Here is a 23,681-nt window from a genome sequence, read left to right on the forward strand (position 1 = left end):
GCGAGGGGAGGAAGTTTCTCCATCCTTCACGACCGTCGCACCACCTCGCGAATCACGAAGTGCGACGCCAGCCGAGTCACCCCCGGCAGGCGCGCCAGCGTTTCGCGGTGGATACGCTCGTAACTGTCGTCGCGGCGGACCTCGACCTGGATCATATAGTCCGCCTCGCCGCTCATCAGGAAGCATTCGACGATCTCGGGACAGCGCAGGATTTCGCGCTCGAACGCCGCCATGGTATCCTGCCGCTGGTCCTTCAGCGTAACGTTGACCATCACGGTCGAGGGCCGCCCGCGCGCCTCATGGCTCAGGATCGCGCGATATCCGGCGATGACCCCGCTTTCGCGAAGCTGCGCCACGCGGCGATGCGCGGCACTGGCGGACAGGCCGACCTTCTCGCCCAGCGCGGCGCTGGTCAGGTCGGAATCACGGGCCAGCTGGGCCAGGATGCGGCGGTCGATCGCGTCGGACATTTCATCCCGATACACCGGCCGAAGACGCACGAATATCCCAAATTATACGATGCGACGGGACCGCTTTGCACACCTCTCCCACCCCATCGGCGCTATTATCGGGGCAACGCTTTTCAGGAGAGTTCATCATGCGCGTCGGTGTTCCCAAGGAAATCAAGAACCACGAATATCGCGTCGGCCTGACCCCGCCCTCGGTCGCCGAGCTGGTCGCCGCCGGTCACGAGGTGATCGTCGAAACCAAGGCCGGTACCGGCATCGATTTCGAGGACCAGGACTATGTCGACGCGGGCGCGCGCATCGTCGCCACCGCCGCCGAGGTGTTCGACCAGGCCGAGATGATCGTGAAGGTCAAGGAGCCGCAGGCGGTCGAGGTCGCGATGCTGCGCCCCCACCATGTCCTGTTCACCTATCTCCACCTCGCCGCCGACAAGCCGCAGGCCGAGGGCCTGATGAAGTCGGGCGCGACCTGCATCGCCTATGAGACCGTCACCAGCCCCCGCGGCGGCGTGCCGCTCCTGAAGCCGATGTCGGAAGTCGCGGGCCGCATGGCGGTGCAGGTCGGCGCGCACTATCTGGAAAAGCAGCAGGGCGGCCGTGGCATCCTGCTTGGCGGCGTGCCGGGCGTGGCACCGGCCAAGGTCGCGATCCTGGGCGGCGGCGTCTCGGGCGTGAACGCGGCGCAGATGGCCGTGGGTCTGCGCGCCGATGTCACCATCTATGACATCAACAACGATCGTCTGGCCGAGCTGGACATGTTCTTCTCCAGCCAGATCAAGACCGCCTATGCCTCCAAGGCGGCGATCGCGGCGGCGGTGAAGAACGCGCATCTCGTCATCGGCGCGGTGCTGGTGCCCGGCGCGGCGGCGCCGAAGCTGGTCACCCGCGACATGCTGAAGACGATGAAGCGCGGCTCGGTGATGGTCGACATCGCGATCGACCAGGGCGGCTGCTTCGAGACCAGCCATGCCACCACCCACCAGGACCCGGTGTTCGAGGTCGACGGCGTGATCCATTACTGCGTCGCCAACATGCCCGGCGCTGTCGCCCGCACCTCGACCTTTGCGCTGAACAACGCGACGCTGCCCTTCGCGGTGAAGCTGGCGAACATGGGCGCCGAGGCCGCGATGAAGGCCGACGCGCATCTGGCGAATGGCCTGAACGTCTCGGGCGGCAAGATCCGCCACGCGGCGGTCGCCGAAGCGCTCGACCTGCCGTTCGAGGCCTGGGCGGGCTAAATCGCTCCTGCCGTTCGCACTGAGCGAAGTCGATCCGGGCCATGGTCGCAAGGCTGCCCATGGCCTTCGACTTCGCTCAGGCTGAACGGCGTTGTGGTTTTACTCCACCCTCCGTTCATGCTGAGCGAAGTCGAAGCGCATGCCCTGCCCCACGCCACGAAGGCCCGAATAGGTTCGCGCGGAAACGCGAAGGCGCGGAGATGGCGTATCCAGCCGCCAGGCTGGCCTCCCATATCAAGGGTGCGGCGAAGCCTCCGGCGGAACGGACTCGCACCGCCGACCCATCCCGAACCTCTCTGCGCCTCCGCGTCTCCGCGCGAACCAAACAAAGAAACAAAACTGGAACATCGCCGTTGATCCCCCCGAAAGGATCATCCGATGACAGACAACCCCAAGACCGAACCCTTCTCCAACGCCGAGAAGAACCCCGATGACTGGACCACCGGCGACGAAAAGATGACCGGCGCACAGGCCAGTTATCTGAAGACCCTGTCCGAAGAGGCGGGCGAGCCATTTGACGATACGCTGACCAAGGCCGACGCCTCGAAGCGGATCGACGCGCTTCAGGAAAAGACCGGCCGGGGCCAGTAAGTCCCTATTCCCCCATCATGCGAATAGCCTGATCGAGCAGCATCACCCGCTGCTCGATAGCCGGACGATAGGGCGCATTGGCGGGCGACAGCGCCAGGGCACGGTTCCAGAACACCCGCGCCTTGCGAAAATCGCCCGCCCGCATCCAGGCCAGCCCCTCGAAGAAGAATGGCGCGGGATCGCGAGGTCCCAGCGTCCGCGCGCGACGAAAGGCGAAGCGGGCGGCGGGCGACATCTGATAACCGTCATGCGCGAACAGGACGTTACCCAGCTCGGTCCAGTACGGAACGCTGGTCCGGTCGCCGCCGACCGCGCCCAGCATGATCTGCACCGCCGTGCGCTTGTTACCAGAGCGCGACAGGGCATCGGCGGCGGTGAACATCGCTGCCTCACCGCCATAACGCCCGATCAACTGCCCGCGCAATTCGGCGATTGCGTCATTATCGAGCAGCGCATCGGGGCGCGGCGCGGGCGCGCTGGCCGCCAGGGTCGGCCGCCCCTGCCACGCATAGCCCACGCCCCCCAGCGCGAGTGCGGCCCCGAGCATCGTCCAGAGCGGTCGCGGAAAACGCAGCCACAGCGCCGCGCCCAAGGCTCCGGCGGCGATCAGCAGCAGGATCAGCCAGCCCATCAGCGGCGCTTTCGAAAGCTGGATCGCGCGATCCATGCGCCGACCGCCAACAACAGGATCGGCGTCGCCCAGAGCAACGCCGTGGCACCCGATAAGGGCGGGTCATAGCTGACATAATCGCCGTACCGCTCGATCAGCCAGGCGCGGATCGCCTCCGGGCTTTCGCCGCGCGCGATCCGCTGGCGGACCAGGGCGCGCATATCGGCCGCCATGTCGGCATCGCTGTCCGCGATCGACTGGCCCTGGCACACGACGCAACGCAACTCGCCCATCAGGGCCCGCGCCTGGGCCTCTGCCTGACGGTCGGGCAGTTGGGTGTTGCCGTAATCGGGCGTGGTGGTGGCGACCGCCAGCAACAAAGCGAGCGACAGGCTCATCGAGCGGCGGCCATGTCGCGGACGATCTGGTCGACCTGATCGGCGCGGATATCGCCGATATATTGCCGCACGATCCGCCCGCGCCCGTCGATCAGGAAGGTCTCCGGCACACCCGACGAGCCGAGCGCCATCTGCACACGGCTGCGGCTGTCATCGCCGATCGCGGCATAAGGGTCGCCGTTGCGGCGCAGGAAGGCGGCGATGGCGGGGCCCTTGTCATGGATGGCGATGGCGTCGATCGGCACGCCGCGCGCCTTCAGCGCCATCAGCTGCGGCGCTTCGGCGATGCAGGGGATGCACCAGCTGGCAAAGACGTTGAGCAGGCGCGGCTTGCCGCCCTTGAAGTCGCCGCTCGCCAGGCCCGGCTTGCCCGGCACCATCGGCTCCAGCTTGAAGACCGGCAGCGGCTTGTCGACCAACGTCGAATGCACCGTCGTGTCGGCGGGGCGCATCAGCCCGGCCGCGACCACCGCGAAGAACACCCCGAACAGCCCCAGCGGCAACCAGATCAGCGCGCGCTTCATCCCCACAGAGCCTCCCGCCGTCGTTGCTGCCATGCCTTGAACCACCGCCCGACCAGCGCCAGCACGCCGCCCAAGGCGATCAGCGCACCGCCCAGCCAGATCAAGGTCACGAACGGCTTCCACCACAGTCGCAACTGCCAGCGGCCGGTCGCGGCATCCTGCTGCCCCAGAACGGTATAAAGCTGCCCGTCCCAGCGGGTCGCGATGGCGCTCTCGCTCGTCGTGGTCGGCGGATCGGTGAAGAAGCGCTGCTGCGGACGCAGGGTGGCCCCGTCGCCCTCGCGGGTCGCGGTCAGCCGCGCCTCCAGCGCCGACCAGTTCGCGCCGATATTGGGATAGATGCGGTTCAGCTCCACCCGCCACGGGCCGACGATGGTCGCCTGCCCCGGATAGAGCGCGACCAGCCGCTCGGCGGTGAAGGCGCTGTCGCAGGCCATGCCGATCATGCTGACGCCCAGCCCGACATGCGCGACCACCATGCCCCAGATGGGCAAGGGCGTGCGCCGCCAATTGCGCCGGGTGATCGGCGTGACGCTGGCGACGATCAGCCCCACGCCGAAGGACAGGCCGAGCAGCGACAACACGCCCATGCCCCCGGTCAGGGTCAGCATCAGCGCAAAGGTCCCCGCCGCCGCGACCATCGGCCACAGCATCCGGATCAGCACAGCCTCCGCGTCATCGCTCCGCCAGCGCAGGGCTGGCCCGACCGCCATCACCGCGACAAGCGCCAGCGCGATCGGCCCGGCGGCGGCGTGGAAAAAGGGTGGCCCGACCGACAGCCGCACGCCGAACCCGGCGGCGACCAACGGATAGAGCGTGCCGATCAGCACGATGCCGAGAATCACCGACAGCAGCAGGTTGTTGACGACCAGCCCGCCCTCGCGGCTGACGAAGGTGAAGCTGCGCCCCGCCCGCACCTGCCCGATCCGCGCGCCGAACAGCGCAAGCGCACCTCCGATATAGATGCCCAGCAACGCCAAGATGAACGCCCCGCGCCGGGGATCGACGGCGAAGGCATGGACGCTGGTCAGGATGCCCGACCGCACCAGGAAGGTGCCGATCATCGACATGGAGAAAGCGACCACCGCCAGCATCACGGTCCACGCCCGCAAGCCGTCCCGCGCCGCCAGCACGTTGACCGAATGGAGCAACGCCGTCGCCGCCAGCCACGGCATTAACGAGGCATTCTCGACCGGGTCCCAGAACCACCAGCCGCCCCAGCCCAGCTCGTAATAGGCCCAATAGGAGCCCGCCGTGATGCCGATGGTCAGCAGCACCCAGGCGCCCAGCACCCAGGGCCGCATCGCGCGGGCATAGGCCGGGCCGACCTGCCCCGTCACCAGCGCACCGACCGCGAAGGAAAAGGCGACCGACAGCCCGACATAGCCTGCGTAAAGCGTCGGCGGGTGGAAGGCCAAACCGGGGTCCTGCAACAATGGATTGAGCCCCTGCCCTTCGATCGGCGCGGGGTTCAGCCGCGCGAACGGGTTGGAGGCGAACAGCAGGAAGGCATAGAAACCCAGCGCGATCGCACCCTGCGCGGCCAGCGTCGCGACACGGGTCGCCCGGTCGAGCGTCCGCTCCTTCCACGCGACCAGCGCGCCGCCCGCGCCCAGGATCGTGACCCAGAGCAGCATCGAGCCTTCGTGATTGCCCCAGGCTCCGGCGAATTTGTAGATCCAGGGCTTGGCCGAATGGCTGTTCTCGGCGACCAGCTTGACCGACAGATCGGTGTTCAGGAACACCGCGATCAGCGCACCCATGGCGATGGCGACCAGCGCGCCCTGTAGAATCGCGATCGGCCCGATCGCCGCCATCGCCTGCTCGCCCGCCACATCCTTGCGCCGGAGCGCGAGCACGCCGAGCAGCAGTTGCAACCCCGCCAGCGTCGCCGCGAACCACAGAGCGGCCAAGCCCGCTTCGGCGATCACGGCTCCAGGCTCCGGCTCTCGTGCATATTGCCCGCCATTTCGGGGGGCATATATTTCTCGTCATGCTTAGCGAGCAGGTTGGTCGCGACGAAGCGGCCATCGGGCTGGAACTGCCCCTCCGCCACAACGCCCGATTTCTCGCGGAACAGGTCGGGGGTGATCCCGGCAAAGGTCACGGGTGTCGTCGCCTTGCCGTCGGTGACGACGAAGCGCACCGTCACCCCGTCGGGCGCGCGGTGGACCGATCCGGCCTCGACCATTCCGCCCAGCCGCACCGCCTTGCCCAGCGGCAGGCCCTGTGCTTTTGCATCGGAGGGCGTGTAGAAGAACGCTGCCTGGTCCTTCATCGCCGACATGGCGAGCAGGACCGCCGCGACGATCGCGGCCAGCGCCAGCAGCGCCAGCGTCAGACGTTGGGATTTGGGCGTCATTTCTCGGCGCGCTTCATCGCCAGATAGCTGATGAGGGTCAACGCGCCCGCGCCCCCCAGCATCACCGCATAGGCCGCCGCCACGAAACTCATCTGGTTCATGCGCGCGCCATCCGTCGCATCCGCGCCTCGGCCTTGGCCTGCGCCAACAGGGTGCGCATCCGCATCAGCACGATGGCGGTGAACAGAAAGGTGAAACCGCCCAGCGCGATGGGCAAAGGCCAGAGCAGGGATGTGTCGATGCTGGAACCGGTCAGTCCGATCGACTGGCCCTGGTGCAGCGTGTTCCACCAGACCACCGAATAGCGGATGACCGGCAGCAACGCCGTGCCCGCCAGCCCGTACAGCGCCGGGATCCGCCCGTCCCCGCCGCGATCAGCATCGGCACGGGCGAGCGCGATATAGCCCAGATAGACGAACAGCAGCAGCAGCATCGAGGTCAGCCGCCCATCCCACTGCCACCATGTCCCCCAGGTCGGCCGTCCCCAGATCGATCCGGTGGCGAGGCAGAGTGCGGTAAACACCGCCCCCGGCCAGGCAATGGCGCGGCCCGCGACCTGCGCCAGCGGATGCCGCCAGACGATCAGCGACAGGCTGGCGATGGCGATGCCGCTCCATCCCCCCATGCCCAGCCAGGCGGCGGGGACATGGATATAGAGGATGCGCACCGTCTCGCCCTGAAGGTAATCTGGCGGCGTCATCACCAGCCCCGCCCAGACCGCGACCGCGATCAGCACGATGCCAAGCCCGAGGAAAATCCCGGTCAGCGGACGAGCGATCTTCAGGAAACGCGCGGGGTTCGCAAGGATGTGTAGACTGGCCACGATGACAGGACTGTAAGGCGGTTTTTCGGGCGCGTCATCCGCCTTCTCCCTTTAAGCCCCTCCCGCAGGCGGGAGGGCTTTGGGGAGGGCATGGTGTCTCACAGAGACCATCGCCTGTGGCCTGCCCTCCCCCATCCCCTCCCGTTTACGGGAGGGGCGTGAAATCCATTAAGGGCGGGACCTGTTCATATCCTGATTCGTCTTCACCTCCTGACATCCCTATCAGGGGAGCAAAGGGGACCATCACATCATCATGCCTGCACTTCACCGCCTGCCTCTGCTCGCCCTCGCGCTCGCGCCTGCCACGCTTTCCGCACAAACCACCGAACCCGAAACCGTCGTCGTCACCGGCCGGGGCCTGGCCGACCAGCCGGGCGACAGCGCACTGGACGTCGTGACCATCGACCGCGACCGGATCACGCAGAACGCCTCGCAACGGCTGGAAAACGTCCTCGCCGATGTCGCGGGGCTCCAGCAGTTCCGCCGCTCGGACAGCCGCTCGGCGCATCCGACATCGCAGGGGATCACCCTGCGCGGGCTGGGCGGCAATGCGTCGAGCCGCGCGCTGCTGGTGCTGGACGGCGTGCCGCAGGCAGATCCGTTCGGCGGCTGGGTGGTGTTTCCCGCCTATGCGACCGGACGGCTGGGGCGAATCCGGGTGACGCGCGGTGGCGGATCGGGTTTCTGGGGGCCGGGCGCGCTGGCGGGCACGATCGAGATGGACAGTGCGACGCCCGACCAGCTGTCCCCGCTGGACATGGCTCTTTCCTATGGCAGCCGCGATTCGGTGGATGCGCAAGGGTCGGCCTCGCTGGTGCGGGATGGCGGCTTTCTGACCGTGTCCGGCGCCTATGCGCGCGGCGACGGCTTCATTCCGGTCGTCGAGGGCCAGCGAGGACCCGCCGATCGGCCTGCGCCTTACGAACAATATTCGGGCGCGGCGCGCGGGGTCGTCGGGATCGCGCCCGCCACCGAGTTGCAGCTGACCCTCGCCGCCTTTCACGACGCGCGCGACCGGGGGACCGACTTTACCGACAATCGCTCGGACGGCGCGGATGCCAGCGTCCGGCTGGTCGGGCGAGGAGCCTGGGGCTGGTCGGCGCTGGCCTATGTCCAGACGCGGCAATTCGCGTCGCGCTATGCCAGCGTGAATGCGGCGCGAACGGCGGCCACGCTGACGCTCGACCAATATAATGTCCCCGCCACCGGACTGGGTGGACGGGTCGAGGTGTCGCCGCCGCTGGGCGATACGGTGAAGCTGCGGCTGGGCGGCGACATTCGCGATACCGGCGGACGGACGCAGGAACGCTACACCTATGTCGCGGGACTACCCACGCGACGGCGCGAGGCGGGCGGCGCGACGCGGACCATGGGGCTGTTCGCCGATGGCAGCGTCGAGGCGGGCGCGCTGACCGTCACCGCCGCCGCGCGGGTGGATGACTGGCGCATCCGCAACGGACGGCTGGACGAGGGCGTGCTGGCGACCGGGGCCGTGCTGACCGATACCGATTTCCCCGATCGCTCGGGGCAGGAGTTTACCGGGCGGCTGGGGGCGGCGATGCGGATCGTGCAGCCCTTGACCTTGCGCGCGGCGGCCTATCGCGGGTGGCGGCTGCCGACGCTCAACGAACTTTACCGGCCGTTCCGCGCCGGAGCGGACGCCACCGCCGCCAATGCCGCGCTGAACCCCGAACATGTCGAGGGCGTGGAGGGCGGGTTCGACCTGACCCCGGCGGCGGGCTTGCGGCTGTCGGGCACCTATTTCCTCAACCGGCTGACCGATGCGATCGCCAATGTGACCTTGGGGCGCGGGCCGGGGACATTTCCGGGCGTCGGCTTCGTCGCGGCGAACGGCGTGTACCGGATGCGGCGGAATCTCGACGCGATCCGCTCTCAGGGGTTCGAGCTGGAGGCGAACTGGACCTATGGTCCGCTCAGCGCGCGCGGGTCCTGGTCGCATGTCGATGCGCGGGTGGAAGCATCGGGCACTGCCGCCCCGCTCGACGGCCTGCGCCCGGCCCAGACACCGCGCGACCAGTTTTCGGGGACCCTGGCGGTCGAGCGGCGCGGGGCGGTGTTAAGCGGGACGCTGCGCCATGTCGGACGGCAGTATGAGGACGACCAGAATATCCGTTCGCTCGCCCCCGCGACGACGGTCGATGCCTATGCGGCGATGCCGGTAGTGCGCGGCTGGCTGATCGAGGCGCGGGCCGAGAACCTCGCCGATGCGCGGGTCGAGGCGGCGTATAGCGGCGCGGGGCTGATCGAGCGGGCGACACCCCGGACGCTTTGGATCGGGGTTCGGACGCGGTTGTAATCCCTTGGTCTTCGACTTCGCTTGGGCTGAACGGAACTGGGTACTGGACCCCGTTCGCACTGAGCGAAGTCGAAGGGCGCGCTACCCTCGCTTCTTCACCAACGCCGTCCTCAAGCACCGGCACACCACCTCACCCCGCTGATTCAGCGCCTCATGCCGGAACGTCACCAGCCCCGCCTCCGGCCGCGACTTGCTCTCGCGCAGGCCCGTCACCTCGCTGGTCGCGCGCAGCGTGTCGCCCAGGAAGACCGGCGCAGGCATCACCAGTTCGTCGTAACCGAGGTTCGCCACCAGCGTCCCCAGCGTCGTCTCGCCCACCGACAGCCCGACCATCAGCGAGAAGGTGAAGGTGCCGTTGACGAGAATCTGGCCGAACTCGCTGGCCTTCGCTGCCTCCGCATCGATGTGCAGCGGCTGCGGGTTGTGGGTCATGGTCGAGAACAGGAGGTTGTCCGTCTCGGTCACGGTGCGGCGGATGGGGTGTTCGATCCGGTCGCCGATGGTCCAGTCATCGAAGAAGCGCCCGCTCATGCCGCGTCCTCCGCAACGATACGAACCAGCGCGACGCCTTCGGCCACCTGACCGCCCGTCTCGGCCTTCAGGTCGGTAACTACGCCATCGAAGGGCGCGGTCAGGACATGCTCCATCTTCATCGCCTCCAGCGTGACGAGCGGCTGGCCTGCGCTCACCGCCTGCCCCTCGATCACGGCGACGGCGATGATCCGGCCGGGCATGGGCGACAGGATCGCGCCGTCCCCCGCCCCGCCCGCCGCCAGCCCATCGGCGCGCCAGCGGGTGAAGGACCAGCTCTGCCCGCCCTCCGAAATCAGCACCTCGTCGGTCGGCGCCGGGGGGACATCGCCCGCGTGCGCAAAATCGACGGTGATCGGCCGCCCATCGAGTAGGAAGCGCGCGGTACGCCGGGGCGCTGCGTTCAGGCGGAAGCCCGACAGCGCGTCATGCCCGATCAACGCGGCGGCGGCCTCGGCCAAGGCCTCTTCGGACGGCTCGGTCGGCGGCATCAGCGCCTCGCCCTCGCGCGCGATCAGACCGGTATCGACCTGGCCGCTCGCGAAATCGGGATGGTCGAGCGCCTGCACCAGAAAGCCCGCATTGGTGCGCACCGGCCAGATCACCGCCTCGTCCAGGGCATCCGCCAACGCCTCGCGCGCTTCGTCGCGGGTGTCGCCATGCGCGATGACCTTGGCGATCATCGGGTCGTACCAGGGGGTGATCTCCGCCCCTTCCTCGACCCCGGTGTCGATGCGGATCGCGGGATCGTCGCCAAGGTCGAACACTTCCAACGTGCCGATCGCGGGCAGGAAACCCTTGGCCGGATCCTCGGCATAGAGGCGCGCCTCGATCGCATGGCCGTGGATGGACAGATCGGCTTGCGCCATCGGCAGGGGCTCGCCCGCCGCGACGCGCAGCTGCCATTCGACCAGATCGACTCCGGTGATCGCCTCGGTGACGGGGTGCTCGACCTGGAGACGGGTGTTCATCTCCATGAACCAGACGCGGTCGGCACGAAGTCCTTCGGAGGCGTCGGCGATGAACTCGATGGTCCCCGCGCCGACATAGTCCACCGCCTGCGCCGCACGGACCGCGGCACCGCAGACCGCTTCCCGCGTCGCATCGTCCATGCCGGGCGCGGGGGCTTCCTCGATCACCTTTTGATGGCGGCGTTGCAGCGAACAATCGCGCTCGAAGAGATGGACCACCTGCCCATGGCGGTCGCCGAAGACCTGCACCTCGATATGGCGGGGCGAGAGGATGTATTTCTCGATCAACACCCGGTCGTCGCCGAACGACGCCGCCGCCTCGCGACGACAGGATGCCAGCGCCTCGGCAAAGGCGGCGGGCTCGTCGACACGGCGCATCCCCTTGCCGCCGCCGCCCGCCACCGCCTTGATCAGCACGGGATAGCCGACCGCATCGGCTTCTGCGGCGAGGCAGTCGGGCGACTGGTCCTCGCCCAGATAGCCGGGCGTGACGGGCACACCGGCGGCAATCATCCGCGCCTTGGCAGCGTCCTTCAGCCCCATGGCGCGGATGCTGTCGGGGTCGGGGCCGACCCAGACCAGCCCGGCAGCAATCACGCTTTCCGCAAACTCGGCATTTTCGGAAAGGAAACCATAGCCGGGATGGATCGCCTCCGCCCCGCTTTCGCGCGCGGCCGCCAGGATGCGCTTGGCGTCCAGATAGCTTTCACGCGCCGGGGCCGGGCCGATCAGCATGGCTTCGTCCGCAAGCCGCACATGCAGCGCCTGCGCATCGGCTTCGGAATAGACCGCGATCGTGCGCAGGCCCATCTCCCGCGCGGTGCGGATGATGCGACAGGCGATCTCGCCGCGATTGGCGATGAGGAGGCTCTTCATCATCAGGATTCCAGCTTCAACGTGATGGCACCCGGTCGTTCGGCGATGGCATCGAAGATCACGGTCAGGATGCGGTCGAACCGCTCACCGATCACCTTGCGCGCAGCGGCAGCATTGGTGAGGGTCAGCATGATGGGCGGCTCGACGACCGCAATCAGCAGGTCGAACAGCGCATCCAGACTACCGCCATACCATTCGACGCCAGAGGCTTCGCGGATACGGGCATGGAAATCGGCCTCGTCCGCGACGGTCGCACCGTCGATGGTCAGGTCCATCGCCATCACATGCGGAACACCCCGAACCGGGGTGCCTCCGCGATCGGCGCGTTCAAACACGCATCCAGCGCCAGGCCCAGCACATCGCGCGTCTGCGCCGGATCGACGATGCCGTCGTCCCACAGCCGCGCGGTCGCGTACCAGGGGTTGCCTTCATCATCGTAACGCTGGCGGACGGGGGCCTTGAACGCCTCTGCCTCGTCTGGCGTCCAGCTATCGGCGTCGCGGTGGACGGTCGCCAGCACGCTCGCCGCCTGCTCGCCGCCCATCACACTGATCCGCGCATTGGGCCAGGTGAACAGGAAGCGAGGACTATAGGCGCGCCCGCACATGCCGTAATTGCCCGCGCCGAAGCTGCCGCCGATCAGCACAGTGATTTTGGGCACCTGCGCCGTCGCCACCGCCGTCACCAGCTTGGCGCCGTGCTTGGCAATCCCCTCGGCCTCATAGCGGCCGCCGACCATGAAGCCGGAGATATTCTGGAGGAACAGCAGCGGGATACGCCGCTGGCAGGCCAGTTCGATGAAGTGCGCACCCTTTTGTGCGCTCTCCGAGAACAACACGCCGTTGTTCGCCAGGATCGCGACCGGCTTGCCATGGATATGCGCGAAGCCGCAGACAAGCGACGCGCCGTACAGCGCCTTGAATTCGTGGAAGCGCGATCCGTCGACCAGCCGGGCTATCACCTCATGCACGTCATAGGGCGCGCGCACGTCCTGCGGGATCAGGCCATAGAGTTCCTCCGCCGGATAGAGCGGTTCGTCCGCCTCGGCGAGGTTGACATCGGGCATGGCCTGCGGCGGCAGGGTTTCCACAATGTCGCGGACGATCGACAGCGCATGATCGTCATCCTGCGCGACATGATCGACCACACCGGACTTGCGCCCATGGGTATCCGCACCGCCCAGTTCCTCGGCCGAGATGACCTCGCCCGTCGCGGCCTTCACCAGCGGCGGTCCGGCGAGGAAGATCGTCCCCTGCCCGCGCACGATCACCGTCTCGTCCGACATGGCGGGGACGTAAGCGCCGCCTGCCGTGCAGCTGCCCATCACGCAGGCGATCTGCGGAATGCCCGCCGCCGACATCTGCGCCTGGTTGAAGAAGATGCGGCCGAAATGATCGCGGTCGGGAAACACCTCCGCCTGATGCGGCAGGTTCGCGCCGCCGCTGTCGACCAGATAGATGCAGGGCAGCCGGTTCTCGAGCGCGATCTCCTGCGCGCGGAGGTGCTTCTTGACGGTCAGCGGGTAATAGGTGCCGCCCTTCACCGTCGCGTCATTGGCGACGATCATCACCTGACGACCATGCACACGACCGATCCCGGCGATCACCCCGGCACCCGGCACGGCATCGTCATACAGGCCGTTGGCCGCCAACTGACCGATTTCGAGGAAAGGCGAACCGGCGTCGAGCAACTGCTCCACCCGGTCGCGGGGGAGCAGCTTGCCGCGCGACACATGGCGCTCGCGCGAAGCCTCGTTACCGCCGAGCCCGGCCTTGGCGACATCGGCGCGCAGCCGCTCGGCCAGCGCCCGGTTGTGATCGGCGTTGGTGCGGAACGTGGCGTCATCGCGCGCGATCCGGGAGGAAATCACCGCACCCATCACTTCACCCCGAGGCTCATTGTGCCACCTTTTCGAGCTTGCCGATCAATTCGCGGCCGATCAGCATCCGGCGAATCTCGTTGGTCCCCGCCCCGATGTCGAGCAGCTTGGCGTCGCGCGCGAAACGTTCGACCGGCCAGTCCTTCGTATAGCCCGCCCCGCCCAGCGCCTGGATCGCCTCCAGCGAGACCTTCACCGCATTCTCGCTCGCCAGCAGGATCGCGCCTGCCGCGTCGAACCGGGTCGTACGGCCTGCGTCACAGGAACGCGCCACCGCATAGACGTATGCCCGGGCGGAGTTGAGCGCGACATACATGTCGGCGATCTTGGCCTGGATCAGCTGGAACTCGCCGATCGGGCGGCCGAACTGCCGCCGCTCGCGGACATAGGGCACGACCACGTCGAGGCACGCCTGCATGATCCCCAGCTGGATGCCCGCCAGCACCGCGCGCTCATAATCCAGCCCGCTCATCAGCACGCCGACACCGCCATTCACCGGCCCCATCACCTGCGCGTCGCCGACGAAACAGTCGTTGAACACCAACTCGGCGGTCGGGCTGCCGCGCATGCCCATCTTGTCAATCTTCTGGCCGATCGCGAAGCCCGCCATGTCCTTCTCGATCAGGAAGGCGGTGATGCCCCGGCTCCCCTCGCCCGTCTTGGCATAGACGACGAGCGTCTCGGCATAGGCCGCATTGGTGATCCAGAATTTGGTGCCGTTCAGCACCCAGCCGCCGTCCGCCTTCACCGCGCGCAGCTTCATCGACACCACGTCCGAGCCCGCCGACACCTCCGACATGGCCAAGCTGCCAACATGCTCGCCGGAGATCAGGCCGGGCAGATATTTCGCCTTCTGTTCCGCATTGCCCCAGCGGCTGATCTGATTGACGCAGAGATTGGAATGCGCGCCATAGGACAGTCCCAGCGAGGCCGAAGCCCGCGACACTTCCTCGATCGCGACGACATGCTCCAGATAGCCGAGCCCCAGGCCACCATCGGCCTCGGCGACGGTGATGCCGTGCAGGCCCAGCGCGCCCATTTCGGGCCAAATGTCACGGGGAAACCAGTCTTCCGCATCCATCCGTACGGCGAGCGGCGCGATCCGGTCGGCCGCGAAACGGCGCGTCGCCTCACGAATCATGTCCGCACTTTCGCCGAGCGCGAAGTCGAAATCGTCGATCATGTCCTCTCCAAGCGGCTCTTTGAGTCCGTCGGCTCGCTTTAACCGTATATTACCCAAACGCGCAATCTTCGTTCCGTCTCTTCAAATTACCCCTTTGCCGTCGATCCCATATCGGATCGATTGCAGGGTTCAGGGATTTGCAACCCCGTATGAAACGCGCCATGTGACGGATTGAGAGGAATTTTTTGCCCGATGGCCACTCGCCCCGTCGCCACTGATCCCAACCTGGACATTACCGCTTGCGATCGGGAGCCTATCCATATTCCCGGCGCCGTTCAGCCGCATGGGCTGTTGCTTGTGGTCGACGCAACGACGCTGGAGGTGATCGCGGGCGCCGGGCCGATCGAGGAGCGATTGGCCGCCGACTGGCTAGGCCGACCCTTGGCCGCCTTGCTGGGCGACGAGGTTGCGCAGATGGTCTCGGACATGCCGATCGGCCCTGGGACGACCGTCGCCGCCGTGCCGGTCGAGGGTATCTCGGAACGCTTTTCGGTTACCGCGCACCGCGTCGCGGGCGAGCGTGTGCTGATCGAGCTGGAAGCCGGGAGCATCGACGCACCCTGGGGCAAGGGTAGCCCGCTCAACTGGCTCGACGCCGCCGTCACCAGTTTCGAGCGGACCGCCGACCTGCCCATGTTGTTCGAACGGGCCGCCACCACCTTCCAGATGCTGACCGGGTTCAATCGGGTCATGCTCTATCGCTTTCTGGACGAGGATGCGGGCCGCGTCGTCGCCGAGGCGCGGTCGGCCGGACTGCAATCCTTCCTCCATCATCATTTCCCGGCCTCCGACATCCCGAAACAGGCGCGTGCGCTCTATGTCCGCAACCGGACGCGCAGCATCCCGGATGTCGATTACGTCCCCGCCCCGCTCCGGCCCGAGGGTTTCGAGACGCTGGACCTCAGCGATGTCGGCCTGCGCAGCGTGTCGCCGATCCATGTCCGCTATCTGAAGAATATGGGCGTGGCGGCTTCGGCGTCGATCTCGATCGTCAAGGACGGCGTGTTGTGGGGCATGATCGCCTGCCACCATTATACACCCCGTCGCCTGTCGCCCGACCTGCGCGCGGCCGCCGCCGGTCTGGCCAGCGCGCTGGCGCGGCAGATCCGGGCGAAGGAAGAGGCCGAGCTGTATCGCGAGCGCCTGCGCCTGCGCGCTGCGGAGGACAGCCTGTTGCCGCGCATCATCGGCATGGGCGATCTGGTCCCCGCCATGCGCCGCCTGATGCCCGAGATGATGGCGATGATGGGCGCGACCGGCTTCGCCGTCGTCGATCAGGGCAAGGTGTATCGCCACGGCACCTGCCCGCATGATCTGGCGATCCCCGATATCGCCGGCTGGGCCTTGATCCGGGGCGCGGGCGACGTGTTCTTCACCCATGAATTGCCCGCCCAGATGCCCGATGCCGCACCGCTGGCGACGACGGCGGCAGGTGTGCTGGCGCTGCCGCTGGTCGATGGCGGCGTCACCCTGCTCTGGTTCCGGGCCGAGCATGTCGAAGAGGTCGAATGGGCGGGCAATCCGCACAAGTCGGTCGCGCTGACGCCCGATGCGACGCTAAACCCGCGCACCTCGTTCGAAAGCTGGCGCGAGACGGTGCGCGGCCGCTCGCGCCGCTGGACGATGGAAGAGGTCGAGGCGGGACACCGCCTGCGCCGGGCGTTGCACGATGCCGCGCAGAATTACCGGCTGCGCGGGCTGAACACCGCGTTGCAGCGCACGCTCGACGACAAGGAAGCGCTGCTCCTGCAGAAGGACGTCCTGATGAAGGAGGTGGACCACCGGGTCCAGAACAGCCTCCAACTCGTCTCGTCCTTCCTGTCGCTCCAGGCCAAGGCGGCGGACGACCCCCGCGTGCGCGAGCAGCTGGCCGAGGCGCAGGCCCGGCTGTCGGCCGTGGCGCTGGTCCATCGCCGCCTGTACCGCGACGATCAGATTCAGACGGTCGATCTGGCGCGCTATCTGGAGGATCTGGTCGGTGACATGAAGCAGTCGCTCGGCCGCGACTGGGCGGCGATGATGCGGCTGGATCTGGCGCCGGTGCTGATGCCGACCGACCGGGCGATCAATCTGGGGCTGGTGACGACGGAGTTGATCATCAACGCTACCAAATATGCCTATGGCGGCGCGGTGGGCCCGGTGACGATCACGCTGGAGCAATATGGCAACCGCCTGCGCCTGATCGTCGCGGATCAGGGCCGTGGCAAGGGCGACGAAGAGCCCGGTCAGGGTCGCGGATTCGGCAGCCGCATGATGGCGGCGATGATGCAGCGACTGTCTGGCTCGATCGAATATGACGACAATCAGCCGGGCCTGCGCGCCATCGTGGTCGCGCCGATCGCGGATTGAGGGCTGGACTGTGATGATCTGAAATGGCCCCACCCCTCCCCTTCAGGGGAGGGGCCGGGGTGGGGCGCTTCCGCAAGCGTGGCGTTCGTGGAAAGGCCCCACCCCACCCCACCCCCTGAAGGGGAGGGGCTAGGATGCCACCCTGTCCTAGGCGGCCCTACGATATAGTCCAAAGACCTGCTCAGCCGCCACGACAGCACGCTCGACCCATGCTTCATCACCAGCCGCAGCATCAAGCGCATGGCGAAAATCCCGCCACTCCCCCGCCCCGAAACCGGATTCCAGATAGGCGCGGGGAAGCCCCTCCCCCACCTGCCGGGCCAGCATCACGCCGCCCAGTCGCGAGCCCTCGGTCACGTAGAGCGCGCCCCAGCGCGCCGCCTCGTCATCGGCCGGATCGAACGGCAAGGGCTCGGGCATCTCCCGCCCGAGTGCGGCCAGATCCCCAGCCAGCGTCGCGCGTCGCGACCGCCACGGAAAAGCGATGCTTCGCTCCGCCAGCCACGTCTCGACCGCGGGCAGTGCGCGGGCATGGGCGATCAGCAACGCCGTATAGCTTTCCCGATCGTCCAGCCGATAGGCTCCATAAGCCGCGTCCACCGCCTCATGCGCGGGACCCGTGCGGGCCCGCAGGGCGGCAGACGCGCTGTCGCTTACTTCAGGCAGGCGACGATCCCGGCGATGACCGCCAGCGTCTCTTCGGGATCGCGCACGCGCACCGTATCGAGGCCCAGTTCCTTGGCGGGATAGTCGTTGCCGCCCGGGAAGATCGCGTCGCCGATGAACATCATCGCGTCGAGCGGGATGCCGCTGGCGTCGCGCAGCTTCTTCAGGCCGTACGCCTTGTCGACGCCCTCGCGGGTGATGTCGATCGAGGTCGCGCCGCCCATGTTGATCGACAGGCCCGGCAGGCGCTGCTTGAGATCGGCCTGGATGACCTTGCGCTTCTCGAACTTGGGGTCCCAATGTTCCTTGGCGTCGATCGGCGCCTGCTGGCCGAGCGCGGAGAAGGTGATCTGGCTGCCGCGATCCTCGATCCGCTCGCCCCAGGTCTGCTCGGGCACGAAGCCGGTCGCCTCCAGCGAGGCGTCGAACGCCTCCAGGATCTTGGCCTTGGTTTCGTCGTCGAACAGCTCGGCATAGACCGGGGTCCAACTGCCGTCCTGATAGGTGTAGAGCTTGGTGCCGGTGGTCGGCATCAACCACAGCTTGGTGCGATCGGCGCGCTCGGGCAGGCGGCTGGCGACCTGCTTGTCGAACTGCGGCCAGTCACCGCCCGAGATCACCGCGACATGCGCGACGTCGAGCAGGTCGGCCAGCGCCTCCCCCATCGGCTCGCCCAGGGGCTGCTTGCTTTCGGCCAGCGTACCGTCGAGGTCGAACGCAACCAGTTGCTTCATGAAGGCACTCCGATTCTGGGCAGGATGATGGTGTCGATGGCATAGGCTACGCCATCCTCGGCATTGGAACGGGTGTGTACCGAGATCTGTTCCCTCACGGCATCCGGCGCATTCGCCATCACAATCGGCAGCCCGGCGCGTGTCAGCATGGGAAGGTCGTTGGCCTGGTCGCCCAGTACCGCCACTTCCTCCAGCGAGACGCCGAACGCCTTGGCCAGGGTCGCCACGCCGTCGCCCTTGTTGGCCTTCAAAGCGGTCACGTCGAGATAATAGGTCTGCGACTGGGCGATGGTCGCCGCTTCCCCATGCGCCGCATTCGCCTTGTCATGCAGGCCGCGCAGCAGATCGGCATCGTCGCTGACCAAGGTGATCTTGTCGACCTTGTCGACCAGCGCGGCGAAGTCCTGCGTTACCACCGGCTCCTGTGCGGAGGCCTTGCGCTCGTGATCGACATGGTTGCCCTCGCCGCTGCTGGCGTACCAGCGATCGTCGGCAAACACCCAGATGGCGACGGGATTGTCCGCCGCCATCGCCAGCACGGCGTTGACGACATCGACCGGCACGCGGAATTGCGCATCGACCGAGCCGTCGCGGCGGAACACGGTGCCGCCGTTGAACGCCCCGATCGGCGCGTCGATGGACAGCTCGTCCGCCAGCCAGCCCAGCCCCGAACGCGGCCGGGCGCTGATGATGGTGAAGCCGACGCCCGCCGCCTCCAGCCGCTTGACGGCGGCGATGGTGGCGGCGCGCAGCGTCTTGTCGGGGTCGACGAGCGTGCCGTCGACGTCCGACACGACAAGCCGGATCGGCCCCGAAACCGGATCGCTCATTGCGGGATTTCGGTGTGGCCGCCAAAGCCGAAGCGCATCGCCGACAGCACCTTGTCGCCATAGGTATGCTCGACCCGGCTGCGATAGCGCGCGAAGAGCGAGGCGGTCAGGACGTTGGCGGGGACCTTCTCCTCCATCGCCGCGTCGATCGTCCACTGGCCCTCGCCCGAATCGGCGACATGGCCCGAGAACTGCTCGAGCATCTCGTCCTTGGCCAGCGCGATGGCGGTCAGGTCGAGCAGCCAGGACGAGATCACGCTGCCGCGACGCCAGACTTCGGCGATGTCGGTCAGGTTCAGGTCGAAGCGCTCGTCCTCGGGCAGCTTGTCGCTGTTCTTCGACTTCAGGATATCGAAGCCTTCAGCATAGGCCTGCATCAAGCCATATTCGATGCCGTTGTGGATCATCTTGACGAAGTGACCCGCCCCTGCGGGCCCGGCATGGATATAGCCCTTCTCGGCGCGTTGATCGACCTTGTCGGCGATGCGGCCCGGCGTCCGCTCGATCGTGCCCAGCCCCGGTGCCAGCGCGTCGAAGATCGGATCGAGATGGTCGACGGTTTCCGTGTCGCCGCCGATCATCATGCAATAGCCGCGCTCCAGGCCCCAGACGCCGCCCGAGGTGCCGACATCGACATAATGGATGCCCTGTTCGGCCAGCATCTTGGCGCGGCGAATGTCGTCCTTATAGAAGCTGTTGCCGCCGTCGATGATGACGTCGCCGTCCTTTGCGAGCTTGGCGATTTCCGCAATCGTGTCCTCGGTCGGGCCACCGGCGGGCAGCATGACCCACCAGATCGCCTTATCGGCGAGCTTGGCCGCCATGTCCGCCAGCCCGGTGGCCGCCTCCGCGCCGTCCTTGGCGAGCGTCTGCACCGCCTCGTCGCTGCGATCCCAGGCTACCACCTGATGCCCAGCCTGCATCAGGCGGCGTGCGATATTGCCACCCATGCGGCCAAGGCCGACCAGACCGATCTTCATGCGGGAACTCCATTAACTGACATGAGAAATGAAAAGGCCCCCTCCCCGCTGGGGGAGGGGGCCGCCGGGGCCTCAGGCCGCCGGCTGCTTTTGCCCGATCGCGCCGAGCAGATCGTCGAACGCCTTGACGAAGGAGGCGACCCCCTCGGCCACCAGCGTGTCGGTCACGCCGTTCAGGTCCAGGCCCAGCCGTTCGGCCTCGGCCAGGACGTGCTTGGCTTCGTCGATATCGGCGGTCAGCGTTTCAGCCACCGTGCCATGGTCGCGGAAGGCGTCCATGGTCTTGGGCGGCATGGTGTTGACCGTGTCCGGCCCGATCAGCGTGTCGATGTAGAGCGTGTCGGGGAAGGACGGGTCCTTGGTCCCCGTCGACGCCCAGAGCAGACGCTGCGGCTGCGCACCCTTGGCGGCCAGCGCCTGCCAGCGGTCGGACTTCAGGAAGTCCAGATACCACTGATACGCCATCTTGGCGTTGGCGATGGCGACCTTGCCGCGCACGGCCTTCAGTGCGTCCGTCTCCGCGTCACCGGCCGCGATACGCTCGTCGATCTTCTTGTCGATCGCCGAGTCGATGCGGCTGATGAAGAAGCTGGCGACGCTGGCGATCCGGTCGATCGGCTGCCCGGCCTTCACCCGCTCTTCCAGACCCGCCGCATAAGCCTCGGCCACCTTGATATAGGCGTCGACCGAGAAGAGCAGCGTCACGTTGACGTTGATCCCCTTGGCGATGGTTGCCGAGATCGCCGGGGCGCCCGCATCGGTGCCCGGGATCTTGATCATCAGGTTCGGGCGGTCGACCGCGTGCCACAGCTTTTCGGCCTCGGCGATGGTCGCGTCGGTGTCGTCGGCGATATAGGGCGACACCTCCAGGCTGACATATCCGTCCTTGGCGTCGAGTCGATCATAGACCGGCTTCAGCGTTTCCGCCGCCGCCTTGATGTCCTGGATCGCCAGATGCTCGTAACGGTCGATGGTCGCCGCGCCGGGATTTTCCTTGTCGAAGGCAGCGAGCGTGGCGTCATAGGCGTCGCCATGCCCCATCGCCTTTTCGAAGATCGACGGGTTGGAGGTGACGCCGGTCAGCCCGTCCTCGGCGACGAGCTTTTCCAGCCCCTTCGCCTCGAGGAACTTGCGATCGACGAAATCGAGCCAGGGGGCGCAGCCCTTGGCGCCCAGTTCCGACAGCTTGCTCATCACTTGGTCTCCAGCATTTCGCGGGCCACCTTCACGACATTGTCGTGGGTGAAGCCATACTTGTCCTGCAACTTGGCGAGCGGCGCGGAGGCCCCGAAGGTCGACATGGTGATCGTGCGACCGTCGAAGCCGACATAGCGATCCCAGCCGATCGAACCGGCCTGCTCGACCGCCAGACGCTTGGTGACGGTCTTTGGCAGCACGCTGTCCTTATACGCCGCATCCTGCAGTTCGAAACGATACCAGCTGGGCAGCGAGACGACGCGCGCCTTGATGCCCTCGGCCTTCAACGTCTCATAGGCGTCCGTCACCAGCGACAGTTCCGACCCCGTTGCGATGAGGATGATGTCGGGTGTGCCATCGCAATCCGCAAGAACGTAGCCGCCCTTCTTCACGCCCGAGGCCGGTGCGTACTTGCTCCGATCCAGCGTCGGCAGCGCCTGACGCGAGAAGATGAGCGCGGTCGGGTGGCTGGCCGACTCGACGGCGCAGCGCCAAGCCTCGGCCACTTCGTTCGCATCGCCGGGGCGGATGGTGTCGAGGCCTGGGATCGCACGCAGCGTCGCCAGATGCTCGATCGGCTGGTGGGTCGGGCCGTCCTCGCCCACGCCGATCGAGTCGTGCGTGAAGACGAAGGTCGCGCCCAGCTCCATGATCGCGGCGAGACGGATCGGCGCGCGCATATAGTCGGAGAAGACCAGGAAGGTCGCGCCGTAGGAACGCAGGTGCGACAGCGCCATGCCGTCGACGATCGCGCCCATCGAATGCTCACGCACGCCAAAGTGCATGTTGCGGCCTTCATAGCTGCCCGCCTGGAACGAGCCGCCGTCCTTGATCAGCGTCTTGGTCGAGGGCGCGAGGTCGGCCGAGCCGCCGATCAGCCACGGCACCTTGGCGGCGATGGCGTTCTGCACCTTGCCGCCCGAGTCGCGGCTGGCGACGCCCTTGGCATCCGCCTCGAACACCGGGATATCGGCATCCCAGCCCTCGGGCAGTTTGTCCGCCAGCATCGCGTCCAGCTCGGCGGCGAGTTCGGGATATTCGGCGCGGTACTTGTCGACCATCGCGACCCATTCGTCGCGCAGCGGCTTGCCGCGCGCTTCGATGGCACCCTGGAAGGCTTCGCGCACGCCGTCGGGCACCAGGAACTTGGCATCCTCGGGCCAGCCATAGGCCTTCTTGGTGGCGCGGATCGCGTCATCGCCCAGCGGTTCGCCATGCGCCTTTTCGCTGCCCGCCTTGGGGCTGCCATAGCCGATGACCGACTTCACGACGATGAAGGTCGGCTTGTCGGTCGTCGCCTTGAAATTGTCGAGCGCGGCGGTCAGCGCGCCGACGTCATTGGCGTCGTCGACGTGCAGGACGTTCCAACCATAGGCCTCGAACCGCTTGGCGACGTCTTCGTCGAACGCGATGTCGGTGCCGCCCTCGATCGAAATCTGGTTCGAGTCGTAGATCCAGCACAGGTTCGACAGCTTGAGGTGTCCGGCGGTCGAGGCGGCTTCCGACGCGACGCCCTCCATCATGTCGCCATCGCCGCACACGACATAGATGTCATGGTCGAAGATCGGGAAACCCTCGCGGTTGAAATGCGCGGCCAGCCAGCGCTCGGCGATCGCCATGCCGACCGAATTGCCGCAACCCGCGCCCAGCGGACCGGTCGTCGTCTCGACGCCGGTGGTGTGGCGATATTCGGGGTGGCCCGGCGTCTTGGAGTTCAGCTGGCGGAAGCCCTTCAGGTCCTCCAGGCTGAGCGCAGGGTTGCCCGACTTGTTGCCGTCCGCGTCGATCTCTTCGATGCCCGCCAGGTGGATCAACGAGTAGAGCAGCATCGAGGCGTGGCCGACCGACAGCACGAAGCGGTCGCGGTTGGGCCAATCGGCATGGGCGGGATCGTAGCGGAGGAACTTGGACCAGATGGTGTGACCGACCGGGGCGAGCGCCATGGGCGTGCCGGGGTGGCCCGAATTGGCCTGCTGCACCGCATCCATCGACAGGGTGCGGATGGTGTCGATGGTCAGGCGCTCGATCGACCCGTCCTCGTGGAGATGGCTGTCGGCCACGGCGGTGGTGGTGGCATCGGTCATGAAACTGGCCTCATCCTCTTTATGTGCGATCGAACGCCTCCGCGCTCGCTCTGGTTGCCATGCAGGGTCGC

At 67.0% G+C, this 23,681-nt stretch carries 22 protein-coding genes; 4 read left to right on the forward strand and 18 right to left on the reverse strand.

From position 1 onward, the window contains the following. Positions 1-26: 26 nt before the first annotated feature. Positions 27-470, reverse strand: a complete 444-nt coding sequence (locus ASF14_RS09205) for an Lrp/AsnC family transcriptional regulator (protein ID WP_042484883.1) — start codon at positions 468-470, stop codon at positions 27-29. 128 nt (positions 471-598) lie between these two features. Here ASF14_RS09205 and ald point away from each other — a divergent pair, with 128 nt between their 5' ends. Then, a complete protein-coding gene (gene ald, locus ASF14_RS09210; RefSeq protein ID WP_056434309.1) occupies positions 599-1,705 on the forward strand; it encodes an alanine dehydrogenase in 1,107 nt (368 codons plus the stop codon). Positions 1,706-2,083: 378 nt separating this feature from the next. Next, entirely contained in the window at positions 2,084-2,296 is a 213-nt protein-coding gene (locus ASF14_RS09215) for a DUF3072 domain-containing protein (RefSeq protein WP_056434311.1), read from the forward strand. 4 nt (positions 2,297-2,300) lie between these two features. On the opposite strand, the gene ASF14_RS09220 is transcribed toward ASF14_RS09215, so the two are convergent. From ASF14_RS09220 to ccmC, 6 genes are all read right to left on the reverse strand, one after another. Further along, entirely contained in the window at positions 2,301-2,963 is a 663-nt protein-coding gene (locus ASF14_RS09220) for a tetratricopeptide repeat protein (RefSeq protein WP_056434313.1), read from the reverse strand. Then, the gene (locus ASF14_RS09225) at positions 2,927-3,304 is read right to left on the reverse strand and encodes a cytochrome c-type biogenesis protein (RefSeq protein ID WP_056434315.1); all 378 of its coding nucleotides are present in this window, start codon (positions 3,302-3,304) and stop codon (positions 2,927-2,929) included. Before ASF14_RS09225 ends, ASF14_RS09220 begins: the two co-directional genes overlap by 37 nt. Continuing rightward, positions 3,301-3,828, reverse strand: a complete 528-nt coding sequence (locus ASF14_RS09230) for a redoxin family protein (RefSeq protein ID WP_056434319.1) — start codon at positions 3,826-3,828, stop codon at positions 3,301-3,303. The genes ASF14_RS09225 and ASF14_RS09230 overlap by 4 nt, the downstream gene beginning before the upstream one ends. Beyond that, the gene (locus ASF14_RS09235) at positions 3,825-5,759 is read right to left on the reverse strand and encodes a heme lyase CcmF/NrfE family subunit (RefSeq protein WP_056434321.1); all 1,935 of its coding nucleotides are present in this window, start codon (positions 5,757-5,759) and stop codon (positions 3,825-3,827) included. The genes ASF14_RS09230 and ASF14_RS09235 overlap by 4 nt, the downstream gene beginning before the upstream one ends. Next, on the reverse strand, positions 5,756-6,190 hold the full coding sequence (gene ccmE, locus ASF14_RS09240; protein WP_056434323.1) for a cytochrome c maturation protein CcmE: 435 nt from the start codon (positions 6,188-6,190) through the stop codon (positions 5,756-5,758). The genes ASF14_RS09235 and ccmE overlap by 4 nt, the downstream gene beginning before the upstream one ends. 97 nt (positions 6,191-6,287) lie before the next feature. Further along, the gene (gene ccmC, locus ASF14_RS09245; RefSeq protein WP_056434325.1) at positions 6,288-7,013 is read right to left on the reverse strand and encodes a heme ABC transporter permease CcmC; all 726 of its coding nucleotides are present in this window, start codon (positions 7,011-7,013) and stop codon (positions 6,288-6,290) included. A gap of 253 nt (positions 7,014-7,266) precedes the next feature. Here ccmC and ASF14_RS09250 point away from each other — a divergent pair, with 253 nt between their 5' ends. Beyond that, positions 7,267-9,330 (forward strand): TonB-dependent receptor, encoded by a 2,064-nt coding sequence (locus tag ASF14_RS09250; RefSeq protein ID WP_056434327.1) that lies wholly within the window; start codon positions 7,267-7,269, stop codon positions 9,328-9,330. Positions 9,331-9,411: 81 nt separating this feature from the next. Here the strand turns inward: ASF14_RS09250 and ASF14_RS09255 are convergent, their stop codons facing one another. From ASF14_RS09255 to ASF14_RS09275, 5 genes are read right to left on the reverse strand one after another with little or no spacing between them, the layout of a single operon-like run. Continuing rightward, positions 9,412-9,861, reverse strand: coding sequence for a MaoC family dehydratase (locus ASF14_RS09255; protein WP_056434329.1), 450 nt, complete (start codon positions 9,859-9,861; stop codon positions 9,412-9,414). Beyond that, positions 9,858-11,711, reverse strand: a complete 1,854-nt coding sequence (locus tag ASF14_RS09260) for an acetyl/propionyl/methylcrotonyl-CoA carboxylase subunit alpha (protein ID WP_056434331.1) — start codon at positions 11,709-11,711, stop codon at positions 9,858-9,860. The genes ASF14_RS09255 and ASF14_RS09260 overlap by 4 nt, the downstream gene beginning before the upstream one ends. Further along, positions 11,711-11,983, reverse strand: a complete 273-nt coding sequence (locus ASF14_RS09265) for a barstar family protein (protein ID WP_168371514.1) — start codon at positions 11,981-11,983, stop codon at positions 11,711-11,713. The genes ASF14_RS09260 and ASF14_RS09265 overlap by 1 nt, the downstream gene beginning before the upstream one ends. 5 nt (positions 11,984-11,988) lie before the next feature. Further along, on the reverse strand, positions 11,989-13,587 hold the full coding sequence (locus tag ASF14_RS09270; RefSeq protein ID WP_056434334.1) for a carboxyl transferase domain-containing protein: 1,599 nt from the start codon (positions 13,585-13,587) through the stop codon (positions 11,989-11,991). 16 nt (positions 13,588-13,603) lie between these two features. Further along, entirely contained in the window at positions 13,604-14,770 is a 1,167-nt protein-coding gene (locus ASF14_RS09275; protein ID WP_056434336.1) for an acyl-CoA dehydrogenase family protein, read from the reverse strand. 192 nt (positions 14,771-14,962) lie between these two features. Here ASF14_RS09275 and ASF14_RS09280 point away from each other — a divergent pair, with 192 nt between their 5' ends. Continuing rightward, complete coding sequence (locus ASF14_RS09280; RefSeq protein ID WP_056434339.1) at positions 14,963-17,119, forward strand: histidine kinase dimerization/phosphoacceptor domain -containing protein; 2,157 nt, start codon at positions 14,963-14,965, stop codon at positions 17,117-17,119. A 147-nt stretch (positions 17,120-17,266) separates the two neighbouring features. On the opposite strand, the gene ASF14_RS09285 is transcribed toward ASF14_RS09280, so the two are convergent. The 6 genes from ASF14_RS09285 to tkt form a co-directional block, all read right to left on the reverse strand. Then, positions 17,267-17,719, reverse strand: coding sequence for a biliverdin-producing heme oxygenase (locus ASF14_RS09285; RefSeq protein WP_236697007.1), 453 nt, complete (start codon positions 17,717-17,719; stop codon positions 17,267-17,269). Between the two features lie 53 nt (positions 17,720-17,772). Then, positions 17,773-18,519 (reverse strand): HAD-IIB family hydrolase, encoded by a 747-nt coding sequence (locus ASF14_RS09290; protein WP_056434341.1) that lies wholly within the window; start codon positions 18,517-18,519, stop codon positions 17,773-17,775. After that, positions 18,516-19,349 carry a Cof-type HAD-IIB family hydrolase gene (locus tag ASF14_RS09295; protein WP_056434344.1) on the reverse strand — a complete coding sequence of 278 codons (834 nt, stop codon included), beginning with the start codon at positions 19,347-19,349 and terminating at the stop codon, positions 18,516-18,518. The genes ASF14_RS09290 and ASF14_RS09295 overlap by 4 nt, the downstream gene beginning before the upstream one ends. After that, on the reverse strand, positions 19,346-20,329 hold the full coding sequence (gene gnd, locus ASF14_RS09300; protein WP_056434346.1) for a phosphogluconate dehydrogenase (NAD(+)-dependent, decarboxylating): 984 nt from the start codon (positions 20,327-20,329) through the stop codon (positions 19,346-19,348). The genes ASF14_RS09295 and gnd overlap by 4 nt, the downstream gene beginning before the upstream one ends. A gap of 72 nt (positions 20,330-20,401) precedes the next feature. Then, a complete protein-coding gene (gene tal / locus ASF14_RS09305) occupies positions 20,402-21,523 on the reverse strand; it encodes a transaldolase (RefSeq protein ID WP_056434351.1) in 1,122 nt (373 codons plus the stop codon). Beyond that, a complete protein-coding gene (tkt, locus tag ASF14_RS09310; protein WP_056434353.1) occupies positions 21,523-23,610 on the reverse strand; it encodes a transketolase in 2,088 nt (695 codons plus the stop codon). The genes tal and tkt overlap by 1 nt, the downstream gene beginning before the upstream one ends. Between the last annotated feature and the right edge of the window lie 71 nt (positions 23,611-23,681).

The organism is Sphingomonas sp. Leaf257 (assembly GCF_001422185.1).
Lineage (GTDB): Bacteria > Pseudomonadota > Alphaproteobacteria > Sphingomonadales > Sphingomonadaceae > Sphingomonas > Sphingomonas yabuuchiae.

Excerpts from the sequence above, each read along its gene's own strand:
- ASF14_RS09205 (WP_042484883.1), bottom strand. The coding sequence starts at position 470 with ATGTCCGACGCGATCGACCGCCGCATCCTGGCCCAGCTGGCCCGTGAT.
- ald (WP_056434309.1), top strand. The coding sequence starts at position 599 with ATGCGCGTCGGTGTTCCCAAGGAAATCAAGAACCACGAATATCGCGTC.
- ASF14_RS09215 (WP_056434311.1), top strand. The coding sequence starts at position 2,084 with ATGACAGACAACCCCAAGACCGAACCCTTCTCCAACGCCGAGAAGAAC.
- ASF14_RS09220 (WP_056434313.1), bottom strand. The coding sequence starts at position 2,963 with ATGGATCGCGCGATCCAGCTTTCGAAAGCGCCGCTGATGGGCTGGCTG.
- ASF14_RS09225 (WP_056434315.1), bottom strand. The coding sequence starts at position 3,304 with ATGAGCCTGTCGCTCGCTTTGTTGCTGGCGGTCGCCACCACCACGCCC.
- ASF14_RS09230 (WP_056434319.1), bottom strand. The coding sequence starts at position 3,828 with ATGAAGCGCGCGCTGATCTGGTTGCCGCTGGGGCTGTTCGGGGTGTTC.
- ccmE (WP_056434323.1), bottom strand. The coding sequence starts at position 6,190 with ATGACGCCCAAATCCCAACGTCTGACGCTGGCGCTGCTGGCGCTGGCC.
- ASF14_RS09250 (WP_056434327.1), top strand. The coding sequence starts at position 7,267 with ATGCCTGCACTTCACCGCCTGCCTCTGCTCGCCCTCGCGCTCGCGCCT.
- ASF14_RS09255 (WP_056434329.1), bottom strand. The coding sequence starts at position 9,861 with ATGAGCGGGCGCTTCTTCGATGACTGGACCATCGGCGACCGGATCGAA.
- ASF14_RS09260 (WP_056434331.1), bottom strand. The coding sequence starts at position 11,711 with ATGATGAAGAGCCTCCTCATCGCCAATCGCGGCGAGATCGCCTGTCGC.
- ASF14_RS09265 (WP_168371514.1), bottom strand. The coding sequence starts at position 11,983 with ATGGACCTGACCATCGACGGTGCGACCGTCGCGGACGAGGCCGATTTC.
- ASF14_RS09270 (WP_056434334.1), bottom strand. The coding sequence starts at position 13,587 with ATGGGTGCGGTGATTTCCTCCCGGATCGCGCGCGATGACGCCACGTTC.
- ASF14_RS09275 (WP_056434336.1), bottom strand. The coding sequence starts at position 14,770 with ATGATCGACGATTTCGACTTCGCGCTCGGCGAAAGTGCGGACATGATT.
- ASF14_RS09280 (WP_056434339.1), top strand. The coding sequence starts at position 14,963 with ATGGCCACTCGCCCCGTCGCCACTGATCCCAACCTGGACATTACCGCT.
- ASF14_RS09290 (WP_056434341.1), bottom strand. The coding sequence starts at position 18,519 with ATGAAGCAACTGGTTGCGTTCGACCTCGACGGTACGCTGGCCGAAAGC.
- ASF14_RS09295 (WP_056434344.1), bottom strand. The coding sequence starts at position 19,349 with ATGAGCGATCCGGTTTCGGGGCCGATCCGGCTTGTCGTGTCGGACGTC.
- gnd (WP_056434346.1), bottom strand. The coding sequence starts at position 20,329 with ATGAAGATCGGTCTGGTCGGCCTTGGCCGCATGGGTGGCAATATCGCA.
- tal (WP_056434351.1), bottom strand. The coding sequence starts at position 21,523 with ATGAGCAAGCTGTCGGAACTGGGCGCCAAGGGCTGCGCCCCCTGGCTC.
- tkt (WP_056434353.1), bottom strand. The coding sequence starts at position 23,610 with ATGACCGATGCCACCACCACCGCCGTGGCCGACAGCCATCTCCACGAG.